This is a genomic window from Candidatus Saccharibacteria bacterium oral taxon 488 (assembly GCA_013100825.1).
GTDB lineage: Bacteria > Patescibacteriota > Saccharimonadia > Saccharimonadales > Saccharimonadaceae > Nanosynbacter.
Map to the genome: position 1 here is coordinate 214,137 of CP040001.1, position 16,477 is coordinate 230,613.

Annotated in this window: 14 protein-coding genes; 12 read left to right on the forward strand and 2 right to left on the reverse strand. The window is 51.8% G+C overall.

Features of this window, described 5'->3' with window-relative positions:
* Position 1 precedes the first annotated feature (1 nt).
* The 12 genes from FBF26_01110 (at position 2) to murD (ending at position 15,290) form a co-directional block, all read left to right on the forward strand.
* A complete protein-coding gene (locus FBF26_01110) occupies positions 2 to 700 on the forward strand; it encodes an ABC transporter ATP-binding protein (protein QJU09863.1) in 699 nt (232 codons plus the stop codon).
* Positions 690 to 1,034 (forward strand): PadR family transcriptional regulator, encoded by a 345-nt coding sequence (locus FBF26_01115; protein ID QJU09864.1) that lies wholly within the window; start codon positions 690 to 692, stop codon positions 1,032 to 1,034. The genes FBF26_01110 and FBF26_01115 overlap by 11 nt, the downstream gene beginning before the upstream one ends.
* Complete coding sequence (locus tag FBF26_01120; protein ID QJU09865.1) at positions 1,034 to 2,317, forward strand: PspC domain-containing protein; 1,284 nt, start codon at positions 1,034 to 1,036, stop codon at positions 2,315 to 2,317. The genes FBF26_01115 and FBF26_01120 overlap by 1 nt, the downstream gene beginning before the upstream one ends.
* A 69-nt stretch (positions 2,318 to 2,386) precedes the next feature.
* Positions 2,387 to 3,229, forward strand: a complete 843-nt coding sequence (locus FBF26_01125) for an undecaprenyl-diphosphate phosphatase (GenBank protein QJU09866.1) — start codon at positions 2,387 to 2,389, stop codon at positions 3,227 to 3,229.
* Positions 3,230 to 3,427: 198 nt separating this feature from the next.
* On the forward strand, positions 3,428 to 4,273 hold the full coding sequence (locus FBF26_01130) for an ABC transporter ATP-binding protein (protein ID QJU09867.1): 846 nt from the start codon (positions 3,428 to 3,430) through the stop codon (positions 4,271 to 4,273).
* Positions 4,270 to 5,628: an ABC transporter permease gene (locus FBF26_01135; protein ID QJU09868.1), complete on the forward strand. Its 1,359-nt coding sequence runs from the start codon at positions 4,270 to 4,272 to the stop codon at positions 5,626 to 5,628. The genes FBF26_01130 and FBF26_01135 overlap by 4 nt, the downstream gene beginning before the upstream one ends.
* A gap of 141 nt (positions 5,629 to 5,769) precedes the next feature.
* Positions 5,770 to 7,824, forward strand: coding sequence for a collagen-like protein (locus FBF26_01140; protein ID QJU09869.1), 2,055 nt, complete (start codon positions 5,770 to 5,772; stop codon positions 7,822 to 7,824).
* 57 nt (positions 7,825 to 7,881) lie between these two features.
* Positions 7,882 to 9,177 (forward strand): serine--tRNA ligase, encoded by a 1,296-nt coding sequence (gene serS / locus FBF26_01145; protein ID QJU09870.1) that lies wholly within the window; start codon positions 7,882 to 7,884, stop codon positions 9,175 to 9,177.
* Positions 9,178 to 9,392: 215 nt separating this feature from the next.
* On the forward strand, positions 9,393 to 9,767 hold the full coding sequence (gene raiA, locus FBF26_01150; GenBank protein ID QJU09871.1) for a ribosome-associated translation inhibitor RaiA: 375 nt from the start codon (positions 9,393 to 9,395) through the stop codon (positions 9,765 to 9,767).
* Between the two features lie 191 nt (positions 9,768 to 9,958).
* The gene (gene secA, locus FBF26_01155; GenBank protein QJU10555.1) at positions 9,959 to 12,583 is read left to right on the forward strand and encodes a preprotein translocase subunit SecA; all 2,625 of its coding nucleotides are present in this window, start codon (positions 9,959 to 9,961) and stop codon (positions 12,581 to 12,583) included.
* A 33-nt stretch (positions 12,584 to 12,616) separates the two neighbouring features.
* Complete coding sequence (locus FBF26_01160; GenBank protein QJU09872.1) at positions 12,617 to 13,894, forward strand: insulinase family protein; 1,278 nt, start codon at positions 12,617 to 12,619, stop codon at positions 13,892 to 13,894.
* A gap of 25 nt (positions 13,895 to 13,919) precedes the next feature.
* A complete protein-coding gene (gene murD / locus FBF26_01165; GenBank protein ID QJU09873.1) occupies positions 13,920 to 15,290 on the forward strand; it encodes a UDP-N-acetylmuramoyl-L-alanine--D-glutamate ligase in 1,371 nt (456 codons plus the stop codon).
* Here murD and hpt read toward each other — a convergent pair.
* The gene (gene hpt, locus FBF26_01170) at positions 15,281 to 15,820 is read right to left on the reverse strand and encodes a hypoxanthine phosphoribosyltransferase (protein QJU09874.1); all 540 of its coding nucleotides are present in this window, start codon (positions 15,818 to 15,820) and stop codon (positions 15,281 to 15,283) included. The genes murD and hpt overlap by 10 nt on opposite strands.
* A 16-nt stretch (positions 15,821 to 15,836) precedes the next feature.
* Positions 15,837 to 16,466: a hypothetical protein gene (locus FBF26_01175; protein ID QJU09875.1), complete on the reverse strand. Its 630-nt coding sequence runs from the start codon at positions 16,464 to 16,466 to the stop codon at positions 15,837 to 15,839.
* Positions 16,467 to 16,477 lie beyond the last annotated feature (11 nt).

Sequence of the window (16,477 nt, forward strand, 5' to 3'; positions counted from 1 at the left end):
TATGATTGAACTAAAGAACGTGACGAAAATTTATGGCAAAAAGAAAAACCAATTTACGGCACTAAAAAATATCAGCTTGACCATTCCGACAGGAGCCAGCGTGGCTATCTTAGGCAAATCTGGTTCGGGTAAATCGACGCTAATGCATGCTATTTCAGGTTTGGATAAGCCGCAGAAAGGTCAAGTGATTATTGATGGACAAGATATTTTGCAGCTGAAGTCAAAGCATGTCGATGAATTCCGTGCTAAAAAAATTGGCTTTATTTTCCAAAGTTTCTTCGTCCAGGGCAATGAGAGTGTGATTGACAATGTCAGTTTGCCGTTGGAGATCGCCCGGCTGCCGCGCAAAAAGCGGGCGCACAAGATCAATGCGGCGCTTAAAGCGGTGGATTTGTACGATAAGCGCAAAAACCGCGCTAAGGACTTGTCGGGCGGGCAGAAGCAGCGCTTGGCGATTGCCCGGGCGATTGTCGGCGATCCGCAAATCATCTTTGCCGACGAGCCGACCGGCAACCTGGACAGCGAAACTGGCGCTAAGGTGGAAGGATTGCTATTTGGCTATAATAAGCAAAAGGGTGTGACGTTAATTGTGGTGACGCATGACGCTGATTTGGCGAAAAAATGTGATCATCAAATTATCATTAAAGACGGTCGGATTGAAAAATCAACCGTGCCAGGAGGGATGAAGCATGGACGTTAGTGCTTATGCCGAAAGTTTGGCGATTCAGCTGCGCAAAGGTTTCCTGGTGTACTGTGTGTTGCTGGTGTGCGCTAAGCAGCCGCAATATACTGGCGATATTGTCAAGCAAATGAGCGAGTCAGACTTGATGGTGGTGGAGGGGACGATTTATCCGCTACTCAGCCGTTTACAAAAATATGGCTATCTCAAGCACGAATGGCAAGAGAGCGAGCAGGGGCCGCCGCGCAAATATTATTCGCTCACTGACGTGGGCGCGCAGCTGGTGGATGAACTGAAAAATCGTATCAAAATGTTGAATACTTCGCTAAAAAATCTTGAGAAAGGAGCAAAGTGATGAAAGAAATAACCAGAATCCATTTGGCAAAAACGCCGTTTAGTGTGGAAGTTGATGCTAAAAAATCATTGGAAAAATACCTGAATTTAATCCAGAAAAACATGCATGCCGAGCCAGAAGCTATGCGCGAAATTGAAGCGCGAATGGTGGAGCTTTTGGCGGAGCGCGGCGTGTCGAAGGACGGCGTGATCAGTCACGACGACGTTTTGGCAGTGCAAAAACAAATGGGCGAACCGCGCGATTTTTCGGATGATGACGAGGCGGTGGAGACCGATGACGAGCCCGAGCGTTCAGAGCGACGGCTGATGCGTGATACGGAACATGCGCTGATTGGTGGCGTGTGTGCAGGCATCGCTGCCTATTGGGGAACCAATCCTTTGTGGGTACGGTTGTTGTTCATTTTTTCGCCATTTATTACCTTTGGTGCAGCGGTACTGATTTATATCGTGATGTGGCTGTCAGTTCCAGAAGCGCGGACTGCCTCTGATAAGCTCCAGATGCGCGGCAAGGCGGTAACGTTTGATTCGCTGAAGCGTCAGGCCAGTCGGAATGAGTCATCCGTAGGGCGGAATAATAACACGGGTCATACGGCAGCAAAAGTGTTTCGATTTATTCTTGGTGTTGGTATTCTCATGGTAACGCTGGGGCTGTTGGTGGCGCTGATCGTGGGGGCGATCAGTGGCATCGCGGTGATTGGTTTGCTTGATGGATTCTATGCACAGCCGTGGGCGTGGGGTCTGTGGGCATCCTTACTCGTTGGTGGCATGGCGGCGGTATGGCTGGGCGCGATATTGAGCCACAGCGCCTTTACGTGGACATTAAAGCGGCTATCGGTGGTTATGACGGTGGTGGCGCTAGTTGTGGGAGCACTATCGGTTTCGGGAATGACGCTGTTTGGTGTCGGTATGGCGAATGAGCTAGCACGTGACGAGGAGCGCTTGACAAAAATCGTGCCGGTTGAACTGCCAAGTGATATGAAGGGCGTGAAGTATGTCCACGTCGAGGGTGGAAGTGTCCCGTTACATTTTGGGGATACGACCCGAGGTGATATCAAGATTGAACTGCGCTATATAGACCTCAAGGGCAAGCGCCAGCAGCCAAAGGTGTCGGCGGTACGTGACGGTGATAAGCTTGTACTCAGAGTTGAAAATCAGCGTAGTCGCTGTCGCACAACGTGGTTTGGCCTCTCGCCAGAGCTTGACGTCGACTGCTTCGGGTTTGTGCGGCTGCATGTGTCTGGGCCGCTATCGCCATCGCCCGTACCACAATCAAGCAACGCATAGTGAGCGTGAAGGTTGGCGAATGCTTACTGAGCTGCTACACTGAAGGGATGAGAAGGAGCTATTAAGCAAGTGGCGTGGTGGCAGGCGATTATCCTCGGCATCATTGAAGGCGTGACAGAGTTTCTGCCAGTTTCTTCGACGGGGCACTTGACGATTGTCGAGAAGTTGATGGGGATGAGAATTGATGATCCGAGCCTGACGGCGTTCACGGCAGTAATTCAGATCGGCGCGATCTTGGCAGCGATCATCTATTTCTGGGGCGATATTTGGCGGGTGCTAAGCGCCTGGTGGCGTGGGCTGTGGTGGAAGCGGGCGCGGCGACAGTTTGATTATGTGTATGGCTGGGCGATTATTATCGGTTCGGTGCCGATCGCAGTGATTGGACTACTGTTTAAGGATCAGGTCGAGACGGTGCTGCGTAGTTTGTGGTTTGTGGCGGTGGCGTTGATCGGCTGGAGCCTGGTGATGTGGTGGGCCGATAGGCGTTCAGAGAAAGCCAGTCACCGCAGCGAGCAGCAAACGACGTGGCGAGATACGCTGGCGATTGGTGTGGGGCAGTGTCTGGCCTTGATACCGGGTATCAGTCGGTCGGGAGCAACGATCTCGGTGGGGCTGCTGCGGGGATTTGACCGAGTGACGGTGACGAAGTTGAGCTTTTTCCTCGGTATTCCGGCGCTGGTGGCGGCGGGGCTGCTGGAGGTGCTAACCGCCTCAAAGCACATTGCTGGCGGCGTCGGCTGGACGGCGACGGGACTTGCGACAATTGTGTCGTTTGTGGTTGGCTACATTGCGATATCGTGGCTACTCAAGTTTGTGGCGCGGAATGACTTCTCGTTATTTATTTGGTATCGAGTCGGGCTAGGTGGCCTGATCATTGTTTTGCTGATGAGCGGTGCGATCGGTGCGGTTTAGTTCGCCGTTAAAAGCGTATGATCACTTTTCATGCTGCCACCTCGTATTCTTTGGATTGGGCGACTACGGACGCGACTAGGAAATTATGAGTTTTGATCACATTCTTCATTCTATGATACGATTGTAATATAGAGGTCAGGCTTGGTTATGACATCTTGTCCTTGTTACGACGATAAACTGCAGGAGTTAGGAGGGAGAATGATAGAGGTCAAACATATTACCAAGACGTACGGTAGTAAGAAAAATGCTTTCGTGGCGTTAGATGATGTTAATATTGAGATCGCAGATGGGGCGAGTCTGGCGATTTTAGGCAAATCTGGTTCGGGCAAGTCGACGCTGATGCACGCCATCTCGGGGTTGGATAAGCCTGAGCGGGGCGAAGTGTTGATTGATGGCGAGGATATTTTGTGCCTCAAGACGCGGGCAATAGATAGATTTCGCGCCGAGAAGATAGGCTTTATTTTTCAGAGTTTTTTCGTCGAAGGTGGTGAAACGTGTTATGACAATGTCAGTTTGTCGCTGGAAACTGCTGGCGTCCCTCGTGCTCGGCGCAAGCGGCGCATCGAGTCGGCATTAAAAGCGGTTGATTTGACTGATAAGACCAGGGTGCGTGCTAAACATCTCTCTGGTGGGCAAAAGCAGCGCCTGGCGATCGCCCGGGCTATTGCCGGTGAACCAGCGATCTTGTTCGCCGATGAGCCGACCGGCAATCTTGACTCGGTAACGTCGGCGATGATTGAAGATCTGTTATTTGAGTATCAAAAACAGCACGGCGCAACCTTGATTATCGTGACGCATGATGAAGATTTGGCGAAACGATGTGAGCGGATTGTTCGTATCAAAGATGGTCGAGTTGAATCTGATTCGGCGATTGAAGACGCAATTCGGATCGCTCAAGGTAAAACGGTGGCCTCGAGGGCTCATCGTCATGCCGCCACGGTGACAATTGCTGCCGCAGCTCCTCTACCTGAGCCAAAGAAGCCTCGTCGCCAGACGAAACAGTCAAGAACCACGAAAGCTATCAAGAAGGAGGCGAAGAAATGAAAACGCTAGATATCGTGCGTCGGGCTGGGCGGAATCTGCGGCGAGCTAAGATGCGCACCTTGCTCACTAGTATCGCCATCGCGGTGGGTGGCTTTGCGATTACCGCCAGTTTGATGGCTGGCGAGGGTGCGCGGCAATATATTGACAGGATCATCAGCAGTAATATTAATCCTCAAGGATTGATGATTGGCAAGGCGAGTGAGGCGTTTACCGGTCGCAGCAATAAGCCACTTAAGGAGTATAAGCCGGACACTGGTACACATCGTGGCGCAGAAGTTGAGCTATTGACTCTTGATGATATAGCCAAACTGAAGGCGCGCAGTGACTTGAAAGATGTGACGCCGCTATATCAATTGAACCCAAAATACCTGACGTTTAGTACCAAGTCTGATAAAAAGTACACGGGCGAGGTAGCGATGCGCGATAGCGGTATTCGTGTTGAGACAGTAGCGGGCAAGGCGATGTCTAAGGGTACTCAGTTGGGGGATAATGAAGTGATAATACCAGAGTCCTACCTTGAGGAATTGGGAATCTCTGCGGACAAGATCATCGGTAGCAAGTTGACGCTCACCGTTGAGCAAGCGCCGCAGAAAGTCAGTGAAGAGGACATTGCCAAGGCGTATCGGCAGCGCGGCGAGGCTGGCGTGCGTGAACTAACAAGTAGTAAGTTGAAGCACAAAGAGCTGACCATTGTAGCGGTATCAAAGAAATCGCCGGAGCAAGCGACGAATACACCAAATACCTATGTCAGCCCAGAGACTGCCAAGGAGCTGACTGAATTTGCAACGCTCGGTACGCCGCAGTACCAAAAGTATATTACCGCTTCAGCAACGGTGGCTGATGGTAAAAAGCCCGAAGACGTCAAGAAAGCTCTTAAAGATGAATTGAACCTGTCAGTGGTAACTTCGAAAGATATCCAGGAGCTGCTCTTTACGTTCGTAAACTTGCTGCAGTGGATTGTGTTTGGGTTTGGTGTGTTGGCCTTGGTGGTGAGTATATTTGGCATCGTCAATACTCAATACATTTCGGTGTTGGAGCGAACGCAACAGATTGGACTAATGAAGGCGCTTGGTGCTAGTCGGCGTGATATTGCCAGGCTGTTCCGTTACGAAGCAGCATGGGTTGGCTTCCTGGGTGGTGCACTCGGAGTGCTCGGCGCGTGGGGAATTGGTGAGTTGTGTAACCCAATGATCTCCGGGGCGCTTAATTTGGGGGAACATTCACTCCTGATATTTGTACCAATTAGCGGTCTCGTCATTGTCGTCGGGTTGATGTTAGTAGCAATTATTGCGGGATTCTTGCCGAGCCGCAAAGCGGCGAAGCTTGACCCAATTGAGGCGCTGCGTACGGAATGACTGGCTCATACTACTTAATTATAGCTGACCTGTCGTAATTACCCGCGATTTTTGATAAAAATTATGGCTTTTAGAATGTGCTCATGCTATAATCGTGCTAAATAGGCGTATAGCAAGATCAAATAGGGGATATAATACAATATGAACGAGCGCTCAGATAAAACATATGCGAGTCGTAAACTGGTAATATGTTTATTTATCGTCACGATACTGATTATTCTACTGCTGTGGTGGTGGCCGTGGGGCGGCGGTAATCGCTTTTACAAGGGGGTTCGTCCAGATCAGATTAGCCTACGCCAAAGCAATGGCAAGGTACAGTGGCAGTTTATGGATGGCGACTGGCAGGATATTGTCTCTCTTTCTGAGTTGCGAGGTGATAAGGGTGAGAAAGGCGACAAGGGTGACAAAGGTGACACTGGTGAGGCCGGAGCTGCTGGTAAAGACGGTAAAAACGGCGTAAGTACAGGACAGCGTGGAGCTAACGGTCGGGATGGAGCGAATGGTAAAAACGGTGCGACCGGGCCAAAGGGCGATACCGGTGCTCAGGGTCCAGCTGGTCCACGGGGCCAAAAAGGCGACAAGGGCGAGAAGGGCGATGCCAATGGTGTCGTCGGTCCGGCTGGCCCACAGGGTCCCAAAGGCGACAAAGGCGATACTGGCCAACAGGGTCAAAAAGGTGATAAGGGCGACAAAGGCGATACCGGTGCTCAGGGTCCAGCTGGTCCACGGGGCCAAAAAGGCGACAAGGGCGAGAAGGGCGATGCCGGCCAACAGGGCGCTAAAGGTGATACTGGAGCGACGGGCGCACAAGGCCAAAAGGGTGATGCTGGTAACGATGGGCGAGAGATTGAGTTACAGAAAACCGCGTTGTATATCCAGTGGCGCTACAGGGGTGATGCTACGTGGAACAACCTCATTGCATTATCTGATTTGAAGGGTCCGAAGGGCGATAAGGGTGATACCGGTCCACAAGGTCCCGCTGGCCCGCAAGGTGCAGCAGGGTCTCAAGGTGCAACCGGTGCACAAGGTTCTCAGGGGCCTGCTGGTCCACAAGGCCCGAAGGGCGACACTGGCCCTGCCGGCCCACAGGGCCCAGCTGGTCCTCAAGGCCAAAAAGGTGAGAAGGGTGAAAAAGGTAATGATGGTCCACAAGGTCCTGCAGGTCCTCAGGGAGCCAAAGGTGATACCGGTCCGGTAGGTCCAGTCGGTCCCGCTGGCCCGCAAGGACTCAAAGGCGCTAAAGGTGATACCGGAGCGACAGGTGCTCAAGGCCAAAAAGGCGACAAAGGTGACACTGGCCCAGTAGGTCCTCAGGGCCTGCCCGGCCCCCAGGGTATACCAGGTGTCAAGGGGGATAAAGGTCCTATCGGTCCACAGGGCGCTAAAGGTGAGACTGGCCCAGCGGGTCCACAGGGCGCTAAGGGTGAGAAAGGCGAGCCAGGAGCCAAGGGCGACACTGGCCCTGCCGGCCCGCAAGGAGCTAAGGGAGATGCCGGTGCACCTGGAGCTAAAGGCCCGAAGGGCGACGCTGGTCCTCAAGGACAAAAAGGTGATAAAGGTGAAAAGGGCGAAGCTGGTGCAAATGCAACAGTTAATGTGACGAATAGTACTCAGCCATGTTCGACCGGCCTTACTGTCACGGGCAGTGGTACGCCGAATATTGGACTGACATTTACCGGATCAAATATTCCGGCCGGTGGGTCAATTGGTCAGGTACTGATGAAAAAGTCGGCGGCAGATTGTGATGTTGCGTGGAGGAGCTTGCCGCAAGAAACGATGTTTGCCGGCTCGATCGGTGTCGGTAATGGTAATATCGTGGCGGTAAATGTTAACGCTGACACTTATACAGCTATTCCGATGACAACGATCACCACGAATACCGGCGGTGGTACCTGGGATCCGGTGAATCACACGTATACTATTCCAAGTGATGGTGTGTACTTCATTCGTTCCAGTATTCGTACCGTTGACAACTCGCCAGTGCGTAATATTTACCAAATTGTTAATGATGTGAACGGTGATCGTCCAGAGGGCGCATGGTCATCTAACCAAGCCGGTGTTCGTCGTTCGACACTGCCGTATTCACGGATGATGCGAGCCACGGCTGGTACCAAGCTGAAATTAATCGTTGTATCAGACCTCCAGAGTGTGCAACTCAGCGATGCAAGCCTGACAATTACCAAGCTTTCAAACTAGTGAAGTTAGCGGTCAAGTTAGCGAGATAAATTATCGTATATCTGCTACAATGAAACCATGTTAGATATTCGCTTTATTCGAGATAACGCCGAGGCAGTGCAGGCTGCGGCGAAACACAAGGGGTGCGACGTGTCTATTGCGACATTGTTGCAATTAGATGACGAGCGTCGTGAGGTGCAGCGGCAGGTTGATGAGTTGCGCCAGCAGCGTAATGAGATTGCTGCCAAAATGAAGGGCGGCAAGCCCGAGCCGGGTCTGATTGAGCAGGGCAAGGCCATCAAGGCCAAGTTGAGCGGGCTTGAGGCTCAGCTGAGCGAGGTTGAGGAACGCTACATAACGCTACTAAAGCAGGTTCCTAATATGCCGCACGTCGACGTACCAGTTGGTCTGAGTGAGGATGAAAACGTTGAGGTAAAGGTTGTCGGTGATATTCCAGCCTTTGATTTTGCGCCGAAAAATCACTACGAAATTGCCGAGGCGAAGGGCTGGCTTGACAAAGAGCGTGCTGCCAAGGTTGCTGGCGCTCGCTTTGCCTATATCATGGGTGATTTGGTGTTGTTGCAACAGGCGATTATCCAGTTTGTGATCACATCTCTCACCAACCCAGCGGTGATCAAGGAGATCGCCGAAAAGGCTGGCCTTGGTGTCAATACAAAACCATTCATCCCAGTGCTGCCGCCATTGATGATCCGGACCGAGCCCTATGATCAGATGGATCGTCTCCAGCCGAGTGATGATCGATACAAAATCGAAGGCGAGGAACTGTGGCTACAGGGGAGCGCTGAGCATGTGCTCGGCAGCATGCACGCGGGTGAGATTTTTGATGCGAAACAGTTGCCACTTCGATACTTGGGCTTTGCGACCAGTTTCCGGAAAGAGGCGGGGACGTACGGCAAGGATATGGAGGGGCTGATCCGGATGCACCAGTTTGATAAGCTCGAGATGGAGAGCTTCACTGAGGCGAAGGATAGTTATAACGAGCACCTGCTATTTATCGCGATTCAAGAGTGGCTTTTGGCTCAGCTCAAGCTACCGTATCATGTCCTGATGAAATGCACCGCTGATATTGGTAAACCAAATGCGCGCGGTGTTGATATGGAAGTATGGTTACCGGGTCAGGGCAAGTACCGCGAGACGCATACCGCTGATTACATGACGGATTATCAGGCACGCCGTCTACAGACTCGTGTACGAAATACAGAAGGTGTTTCGCTTGTCCACACAAATGATGCGACGGCCTTTGCACTGGGGCGCTGCATGGTGGCAATTATCGAGAATTACCAGACCGCAGAGGGTGATGTCGTGGTGCCGGAAGTTCTGCGTCCATATATGAACGGCCGCGAGATGATATAATGGAGTCTAGGAGGGTATATGGCACTGACGAACGATGACAAGCAATGGATCAAGGGCGCGATCTTACGGCAAGCCGAACAGATCATTTATGAGCGCCAGCTTTGCCAAAATGTCATCGAAAGAAAAGCTGCTCGTGATTAACGAAGAATTACTAAAAATGGCGAAGGACGTGGGCGTTGTCTTGCCGCGCTAACGTATACATAAAAGGAGGAACTATGATCAAAGATATTACCATTACTGGCGTCAAATACGAATTGACAGATACCACAAAGAAATACGTCGAGCGCAAAATCGGTGCACTGGGTAAGTACTTGCCGCGGCATGCCCGCAAAAGTGCGACCGCTGATGTAAAAATCAAGCAGATTGACAATCCTGGCGGCAACAAGTACGAGGTCGAGGTGATCATTAATGTGCCAGACAAGAAGATCACCGCTAAAGATTCGACAATGAACGTGCTGGCGGCAGTCGATATCGTTGAAGCGAAGCTGAACGGGCAGCTACGCAAATACAAGGATGATGTGTTGGCGCACGTTGGCAGCAGCCGCGGCGTACTGGCGCGGTTCAAGCGCGGTTTCCAGCGCGAGCAGTAGTACCTCACTAGTGCGCGGTACGTGTTACGGAGTTTTAGTAAGTCCGGTCTTTGGCATTGGACTAAGTACATAGTGAATACAATACGGTCAATTGTATAGCTAAACACCCTTTAATTTTCCAGCCCTGCACGGTATAATTGTATACAGTTTTTGAAAATGCCTGAAAGTGAGGGAGTTTTAAGGTTATGGCAATGACACAACAAAAGGCGCTGAGTAAGATTTTTGGCGATCCGCAGAAGAAGATTTTGAAGCGGCTGCAGAAGCAAGTTGACGTAATTAACGGTCTGTCCGAAAAATATGAAAAACTGTCGGACAAAGAGCTGCAGGCGCAGACGGAGGCGCTGAAAAAGCGTCTGACGAAGAAAAATGTAACGCTGGACACGATTTTACCGGATGCCTTTGCGGTGGTGCGCGAAGCCGCCAAGCGCGTCATCGGCGAGCGCCCGTATGATGTTCAGCTAATCGGCGGCATGGTCCTTCATGAGGGTAATGTGGCTGAGATGAAGACTGGTGAAGGCAAGACCCTGGTGGCGACGCTGCCGACGTACCTCAATGCGCTGGAAGGCAAGGGTGTTCACGTGGTGACTGTCAACGACTATCTGGCGCAGCGCGATGCTGGCTGGATGGGCCAGGTGTATGACTTTTTGGGCCTGACGACTGGTGTGATCATCAACGAAGCATCATTTGTGTACGACAAAGACTATGACAATGAACACCACGACGATCCACGCATGCGCAAGCTCCGCCCGGTCACTCGTAAGGAAGCCTACGCGGCGGATATCACTTACGGTACAAACAACGAGTTTGGCTTTGACTATCTGCGTGACAACATGGTTAACGACGTTGATTTACTCAGACAACGCGAGCTGAACTTCGCCATCGTTGACGAGGTGGACTCCATTCTGATCGACGAGGCGCGGACGCCGCTGATCATCTCGGCGCCAGCAGCCGAGAACCCAGATAATTACTACACGTTCGCTAAAGTTGCCAGTAAATTAGTGCCAGAGGACTATGTTTTGGACGAAAAGCGCCGCAGCGTCGCCTTGACCGACGAGGGCGTGGAAAAAGTCCAAAAGCTGTTGGGTATAAAAAATTTGTACACGCCAGACCACGTGCGCAGTGTGTACCACATGGATCAGGCACTGCGAGCACAAACATTGTTCAAGCGCGATAAAGATTACGTGGTAACTAATGACGGCGAGGTGATCATCGTTGATGAACACACCGGTCGTTTGATGCAAGGACGCCGCTACAACGAAGGTCTGCACCAGGCCATTGAGGCCAAAGAGAATGTGCCGGTGCTAGAAGAAAGCATGACGCTGGCCACCGTGTCGTTCCAGAATTATTTCCGTTTGTACAATAAACTGAGCGGCATGACCGGTACGGCATTCACCGAGGCGGAAGAGTTTCAACAAATTTATTCACTGGACGTCATCCAAATTCCGCCGAACAAGCCAGTGATTCGCGACGACAAAGAAGACCTGATTTTCAAGACCGAAAAGGGCAAGCTGAAGGCGGTGGCTGAAGCTATCAAAGATTATCATAAGCAAGGCCGGCCGGTGTTGGTTGGCTCTGGCTCGATTGCCAAGAACGAGCAGATCGCCAAATATCTGGAAAAAGAAGGCATCAAGTTTGAGATTCTAAACGCCAAGAATAATGAGCGTGAGGCGGCTATCATTGAGAAGGCTGGTGAAAAGGGTGCGATTACACTAGCGACAAACATTGCCGGACGCGGTACCGACATTAAATTGGGCAGGGGCGTCAAGGAATTGGGCGGCCTGGTAGTGATCGGCTCGGAGCGGCACGAGTCGCGCCGCATTGACAATCAGCTGCGCGGTCGTGGCGGTCGTCAGGGCGACCCAGGCGAGACGCAGTTTTACGTATCGACCGAAGATGATTTGATGCGAATTTTCCAGGGGGAGCGCATCGCGGCGCTGATGGACCGGCTGGGCGTCGACGAAGATACGCCAATTCAAAACCGCGCGGTGTCAAAGACCTTGGAAGCAGCCCAGAAGCGCGTCGAGGGCTATAACTTTGATACGCGCAAAAATGTTGTTCAGTACGACAACGTCATTAATCGTCATCGCCGCGTGGTCTACACGATGCGGCGAAAAATCCTTGAAGGCGACAATATCCAGCCGGAAATTGAGCGGCTGTTGCGTGACAGAGTCAAAGAATTAGTGACGCTACCAACCAAAAATAACCCGAAGTTTATCGAGGAATTTACGTCGGCCTTTCCGGTCGATGAAGCGGCCGTGCGCAAGGTTGGCCGCGAGAAAAAAGACCGTCCACGTCTCCAAAAAGCCCTGAAATTAGCACGCCAGGCCTACCGGGAAAAAGACGAAGAAATCGGTACTGAAGAGTTGCGCGGTGTGGAGCGCGAGGTGTATATGGCGGTGCTCGACACCCTGTGGATGCAGCACCTAGAGAATATGCAACACCTACGCGAAGGGATCCACTGGCGCAGCGTTGGCCAGCGCGATCCATTGGTAGAATACCGGGCGGAGTCACAAAAATTGTTCACCAGCCTCCAGGAAAATCTGCGTAACGAAGTTCTGAACACAATTTTTCATATTCATAAATCTGACGCAGTGATTCGCCAGTCGCAGGATGATGAGTATGATACCGAGCTAACGCGCCTGGCCGAAAGTGCAGTTGAGCGTGGTGTTAATGAAGTTGGTGCGGGCGAGGAAAATCGTGACGGTGACTTTTCGGTGAAAAAGGGCAAATCAAACGCCGAGTCGAACCGCGCCAAAAACCAAGCACGCAAGAAGAAAAAAGCGCAGCGCCAAAACCGCAAAAAGAACCGCAAATAAATCTAAAACCGGTGGGCAGAGAGCGACAGACAGATGAAACATACGGTCAAAGAAATAAAATTAAAAAATGGCGCGAGAGGCCTGCTCATTGATGTGCCGGACGCGACGGTGATGAGCTTTCAGGTGCAGTTTCGGGCGGGCAATCGCTACGTTCGCGGCAAGGATATCTACGAGACGGCGCACATCATGGAGCACATGGCGTTTGGGGCGAATGAGAAGTTTCGTTCGGAGCACGCCTATGAGCAGGAGTTTACCAAGAATGGTGCCTATCATAATGCGTTCACCTCTGATTATTCAATGGTATACGAGGCGGCCTGCGCGGATTTTGAATGGGATCGGATTTTGGAATTACAGCGGCTGGCAATCACTACACCGCGCTTTAATGCTGAAGAGCTAGAGGCCGAGAAAGGTAACGTTCGGAGCGAGCTGACCGGTTATCTTAATAATCACAACCGCGTGATGTGGCCGCGGGTGCAGCAAGCACTGGGCGAGGATATTTTGACGTATAATCAGCGACTGAAAACGATTGACGCGATTACCCTAAAAGACATCAAGGAGCACCATCGGCGGACGCATACGCTCAATAATATGCGGTTTGTGGTGGCTGGTAAGTTGATTGGGCGGATGGCGACAATTCGTGAATCGCTGGAGCAGTGGCAGCTAGAGCCGGGCGAGCGGTTTACCATCCCGCACGATAACCTGTCGAGTGCCGCACCGATTTTTATCCGCCGCAAGGAGGCTTCGAATCTAACATTTGGCTGGTCGATGAATCTGCCACGTGAGCTGAGCGATGAGGATTCTGACGCTATGGGCTGCTTGAATCATATTTTGACCGGGACGATGAGCTCGCGGATTTTCGGGGCGGCGCGCAAGAAAGGGCTGGCTTACGGCGTGTTCAGCGACACTTCGGTCGGGTTTTATGATTCGGCGTGGGACTTTGGCGGCCAGGTCAACCTCGAGACAGCAGAGGCACTGTTCGATATCATCGTGCGCGAACTGCGCCGAGTGCTGAACGGGACGATCACCTCGGAGGACATCGAGAATGCCAAGTCGTATGCGCTGGGCCGCTATCAGATGGGGGCACAAACGGTGGCACAGGTCAGCAATTTTTATACCGGGCGTTATTTTGCCGATGATTTCGTCAAGGATTACGAGGGCGTACCGACAGCAATTTTGGCGGTGACCGCTGATCAGATCGTTCGGGTGGCACGAGAGTTTTTTGCAGCGAATACCTGGGTGCTTGCTGGCGTGAGTAGCGGCGATAAAGAACTGCTCGGGCGACTACAGGAGAAACTCGAAGGGCTGTTTTAGTAGTGCTCAATGCTATAATGAAATTATGAAGATCATTATCGCTGGCTATGGTCTTGAGGGTATATCAAGTTTGAGATATTTTCAGCAGGCTTTTCCTGATGCTGAGTTTGTGATTGCTGATCAGAAAGCGGTTGAGAGTGCGCCGGATGATGTGGTGGTGCGGACTGGCGAGTCAGTGTTCGCCGAGCAGCTGCAGGATGCCGACATGGTGGTGCGAGCACCGGGTGTGCCGCCGCGGCTACTCAAAACGTCGGGTAAAATATGGTCGGCGACCAATGAGTTTTTCGACAAATGTCCAGCGCCAATTATCGGTGTGACAGGGACGAAAGGCAAGGGTACGACCTGTAGTCTGATCGCGGCGATCTTGCGGGCGGCGGGTCAGACGGTGCATTTGGTGGGGAATATTGGTGTGCCGGCACTGGACGCGCTACCGAAGATCACAAAGGACGATTTCGTTGTCTATGAACTATCGAGTTTTCAGCTGTGGGATCTCGAGAAATCGCCAACCATTGCCGTGGTATTGATGATCGAGCCGGACCATTTGGAGGTGCATGCGGGTTTTGCCGAGTACCTTGATGCCAAGAAAAATATTCGTCGTCATCAGAGTGTTGTTGATACATGTTTATATCATCCAACGAATAAATACTCACGGGAGGTAGCCACCACGCCGCTTGATAGGCCGTTGTATGGGTGTGACTGCGAGACATGTAGTGAATATTGCGGAGGTGATGCGTTAAATTTCGCGCAGCGCTACGCCGTTCCCGATGATGGTCAAGTATATGTCCGAGATGGTTACTTCTGCGTGCAAGATCGGCGGATTTGTCGCACTGATCACTTGCGGCTACCGGGCGCACACAACCTTGAGAACGCCTGTGCGGCGATGAGCGCGGTGACAGAATTGCCGATCACAGTGACCGACGAGCAGTACGCGGCTGGACTAGAGAGTTTTACGGGATTGCCACATCGATTAAAATTCGTTGCTGAGAAAAACGGTGTGAAGTATTACGATGACAGTATCGCTACCACGCCGGGCAGTGCCATCGCGGCGCTGCGGGCGTTTGAGGCGCCGAAAGTGCTGGTCGTCGGCGGGTACGACAAGGGGGCGGATTATGATGAAATGGCTGTGGAGATTACCAGACAAGCGGTGCGGGCGGTGATCATTATCGGGGCAAATGCGGCAAAGATTGAGCAGTCACTGCGTCAAGCATCGGTCACGGCGACGATGGTAGCGCTCGGCCAGACAACGATGGTGGATGTCGTCGCTCAAGCCAATCAATTATCTCGCCCAGGTGATGTTGTCATCCTCAGCCCGGCGGCCGCTAGCTTTGGGATGTTCAAAAATTACGTCGACCGCGGTGAGCAATTTGTGGCGGCGGTGGAGAAGCTTTATCCCTGATACACCTCAGGTTTCAACACCCCGATATATGGTAGATTCCGGTATTGTTGGCGGAAATCTAGGCCGTAGCCGACGACGAATTCGTTGGGGACGGACAGGCCGACGTAATCGGCGGCAACATTGGCGATACGCCGTTCGGGTTTGTCGAGTAGTGAGCAGACTTTGACCGAGGCGGCACCGCGACCAGAGAATAATTCTAGTAACTTTTCCAACGTTCGGCCGGTATCGACGATGTCTTCGACCAACAAAACATGCCGCCCAGTAACGTCGCTATCAATGTCTTTGAGAATGGTGACCGTGCCGGATGATTCGGTCGCGTCGCCGTAGCTAGAGACGTCAATGAAATCGATTTCCATATAGCAATCCATGGCGCGCACTAGATCGATCATGAATGGCGCCGCACCGCGCAGGACGCCGATGACGAGCGGATTCTTGTCCCGGTATTCGTTAGTCAGCTCTCGGCCCAGCCGCGCCACCGCGTCATTAATTTGTTCAGTAGTTACGAGGATGGTAGCGATAGCTTGATTCATAGGGGTAGTATAACAGTTAATTGGCGAAATCACTAATACGTTTAGCGATGTTTACGGTAGGTTCAATAATGAGGCAGTGAGGAAACTGATGACTCAATCGTTTCTCAAGTGCCAAATAATGTGTACAGCCGAGAATGATAATATCACTGCCATGTGCGACACTGGTTGCTACTTCACCAAGTGCGATGTCATCAGTCAAACCCTGATCGATCATGCGCGCCCACGTGCGAGTATCTGGTGTGTCAATATGAATACCAGCAGCATATTCACCGATAAGCGCATGCAGACGCTGACTTTGTCTAGTGGTGTCTGTTGCTAGCAGGGTAATGTGATGCGATTTAGTTAGCGTTGCCGCTGGTTTAATCATCGGTTCAAAACCAATGAAGCGGACATTGGGATAGCATTGTCGTAGCGGCTGGATGGCGATTGTTGTTGCGGTATTGCATGCGAGAACGATGATATCGCATGATAGCAGCGGCTGAATGGCGGCATCGGTTAGCGCGATAATCTCTTCCGGTGAACGATTGCCGTACGGTGCGTGCTCGCGGTCGATCGCCGTGATGTACAAATGCTGCGGCAGTAATTTTTTCAGCCTCTTTGCTACTAATTTGCCGCCAGTTCCCGTATCAAATATACCGATCTTCATACAAAAAGTAT

Bases quoted from the DNA above. Each gene is read 5' to 3' on its own strand.
- FBF26_01110 (QJU09863.1), top strand. From the start codon at position 2: ATGATTGAACTAAAGAACGTGACGAAAATTTATGGCAAAAAGAAAAAC.
- FBF26_01115 (QJU09864.1), top strand. From the start codon at position 690: ATGGACGTTAGTGCTTATGCCGAAAGTTTGGCGATTCAGCTGCGCAAA.
- FBF26_01120 (QJU09865.1), top strand. From the start codon at position 1,034: ATGAAAGAAATAACCAGAATCCATTTGGCAAAAACGCCGTTTAGTGTG.
- FBF26_01130 (QJU09867.1), top strand. From the start codon at position 3,428: ATGATAGAGGTCAAACATATTACCAAGACGTACGGTAGTAAGAAAAAT.
- FBF26_01135 (QJU09868.1), top strand. From the start codon at position 4,270: ATGAAAACGCTAGATATCGTGCGTCGGGCTGGGCGGAATCTGCGGCGA.
- FBF26_01140 (QJU09869.1), top strand. From the start codon at position 5,770: ATGAACGAGCGCTCAGATAAAACATATGCGAGTCGTAAACTGGTAATA.
- serS (QJU09870.1), top strand. From the start codon at position 7,882: ATGTTAGATATTCGCTTTATTCGAGATAACGCCGAGGCAGTGCAGGCT.
- raiA (QJU09871.1), top strand. From the start codon at position 9,393: ATGATCAAAGATATTACCATTACTGGCGTCAAATACGAATTGACAGAT.
- secA (QJU10555.1), top strand. From the start codon at position 9,959: ATGACACAACAAAAGGCGCTGAGTAAGATTTTTGGCGATCCGCAGAAG.
- FBF26_01160 (QJU09872.1), top strand. From the start codon at position 12,617: ATGAAACATACGGTCAAAGAAATAAAATTAAAAAATGGCGCGAGAGGC.
- murD (QJU09873.1), top strand. From the start codon at position 13,920: ATGAAGATCATTATCGCTGGCTATGGTCTTGAGGGTATATCAAGTTTG.
- hpt (QJU09874.1), bottom strand. From the start codon at position 15,820: ATGAATCAAGCTATCGCTACCATCCTCGTAACTACTGAACAAATTAAT.
- FBF26_01175 (QJU09875.1), bottom strand. From the start codon at position 16,466: ATGAAGATCGGTATATTTGATACGGGAACTGGCGGCAAATTAGTAGCA.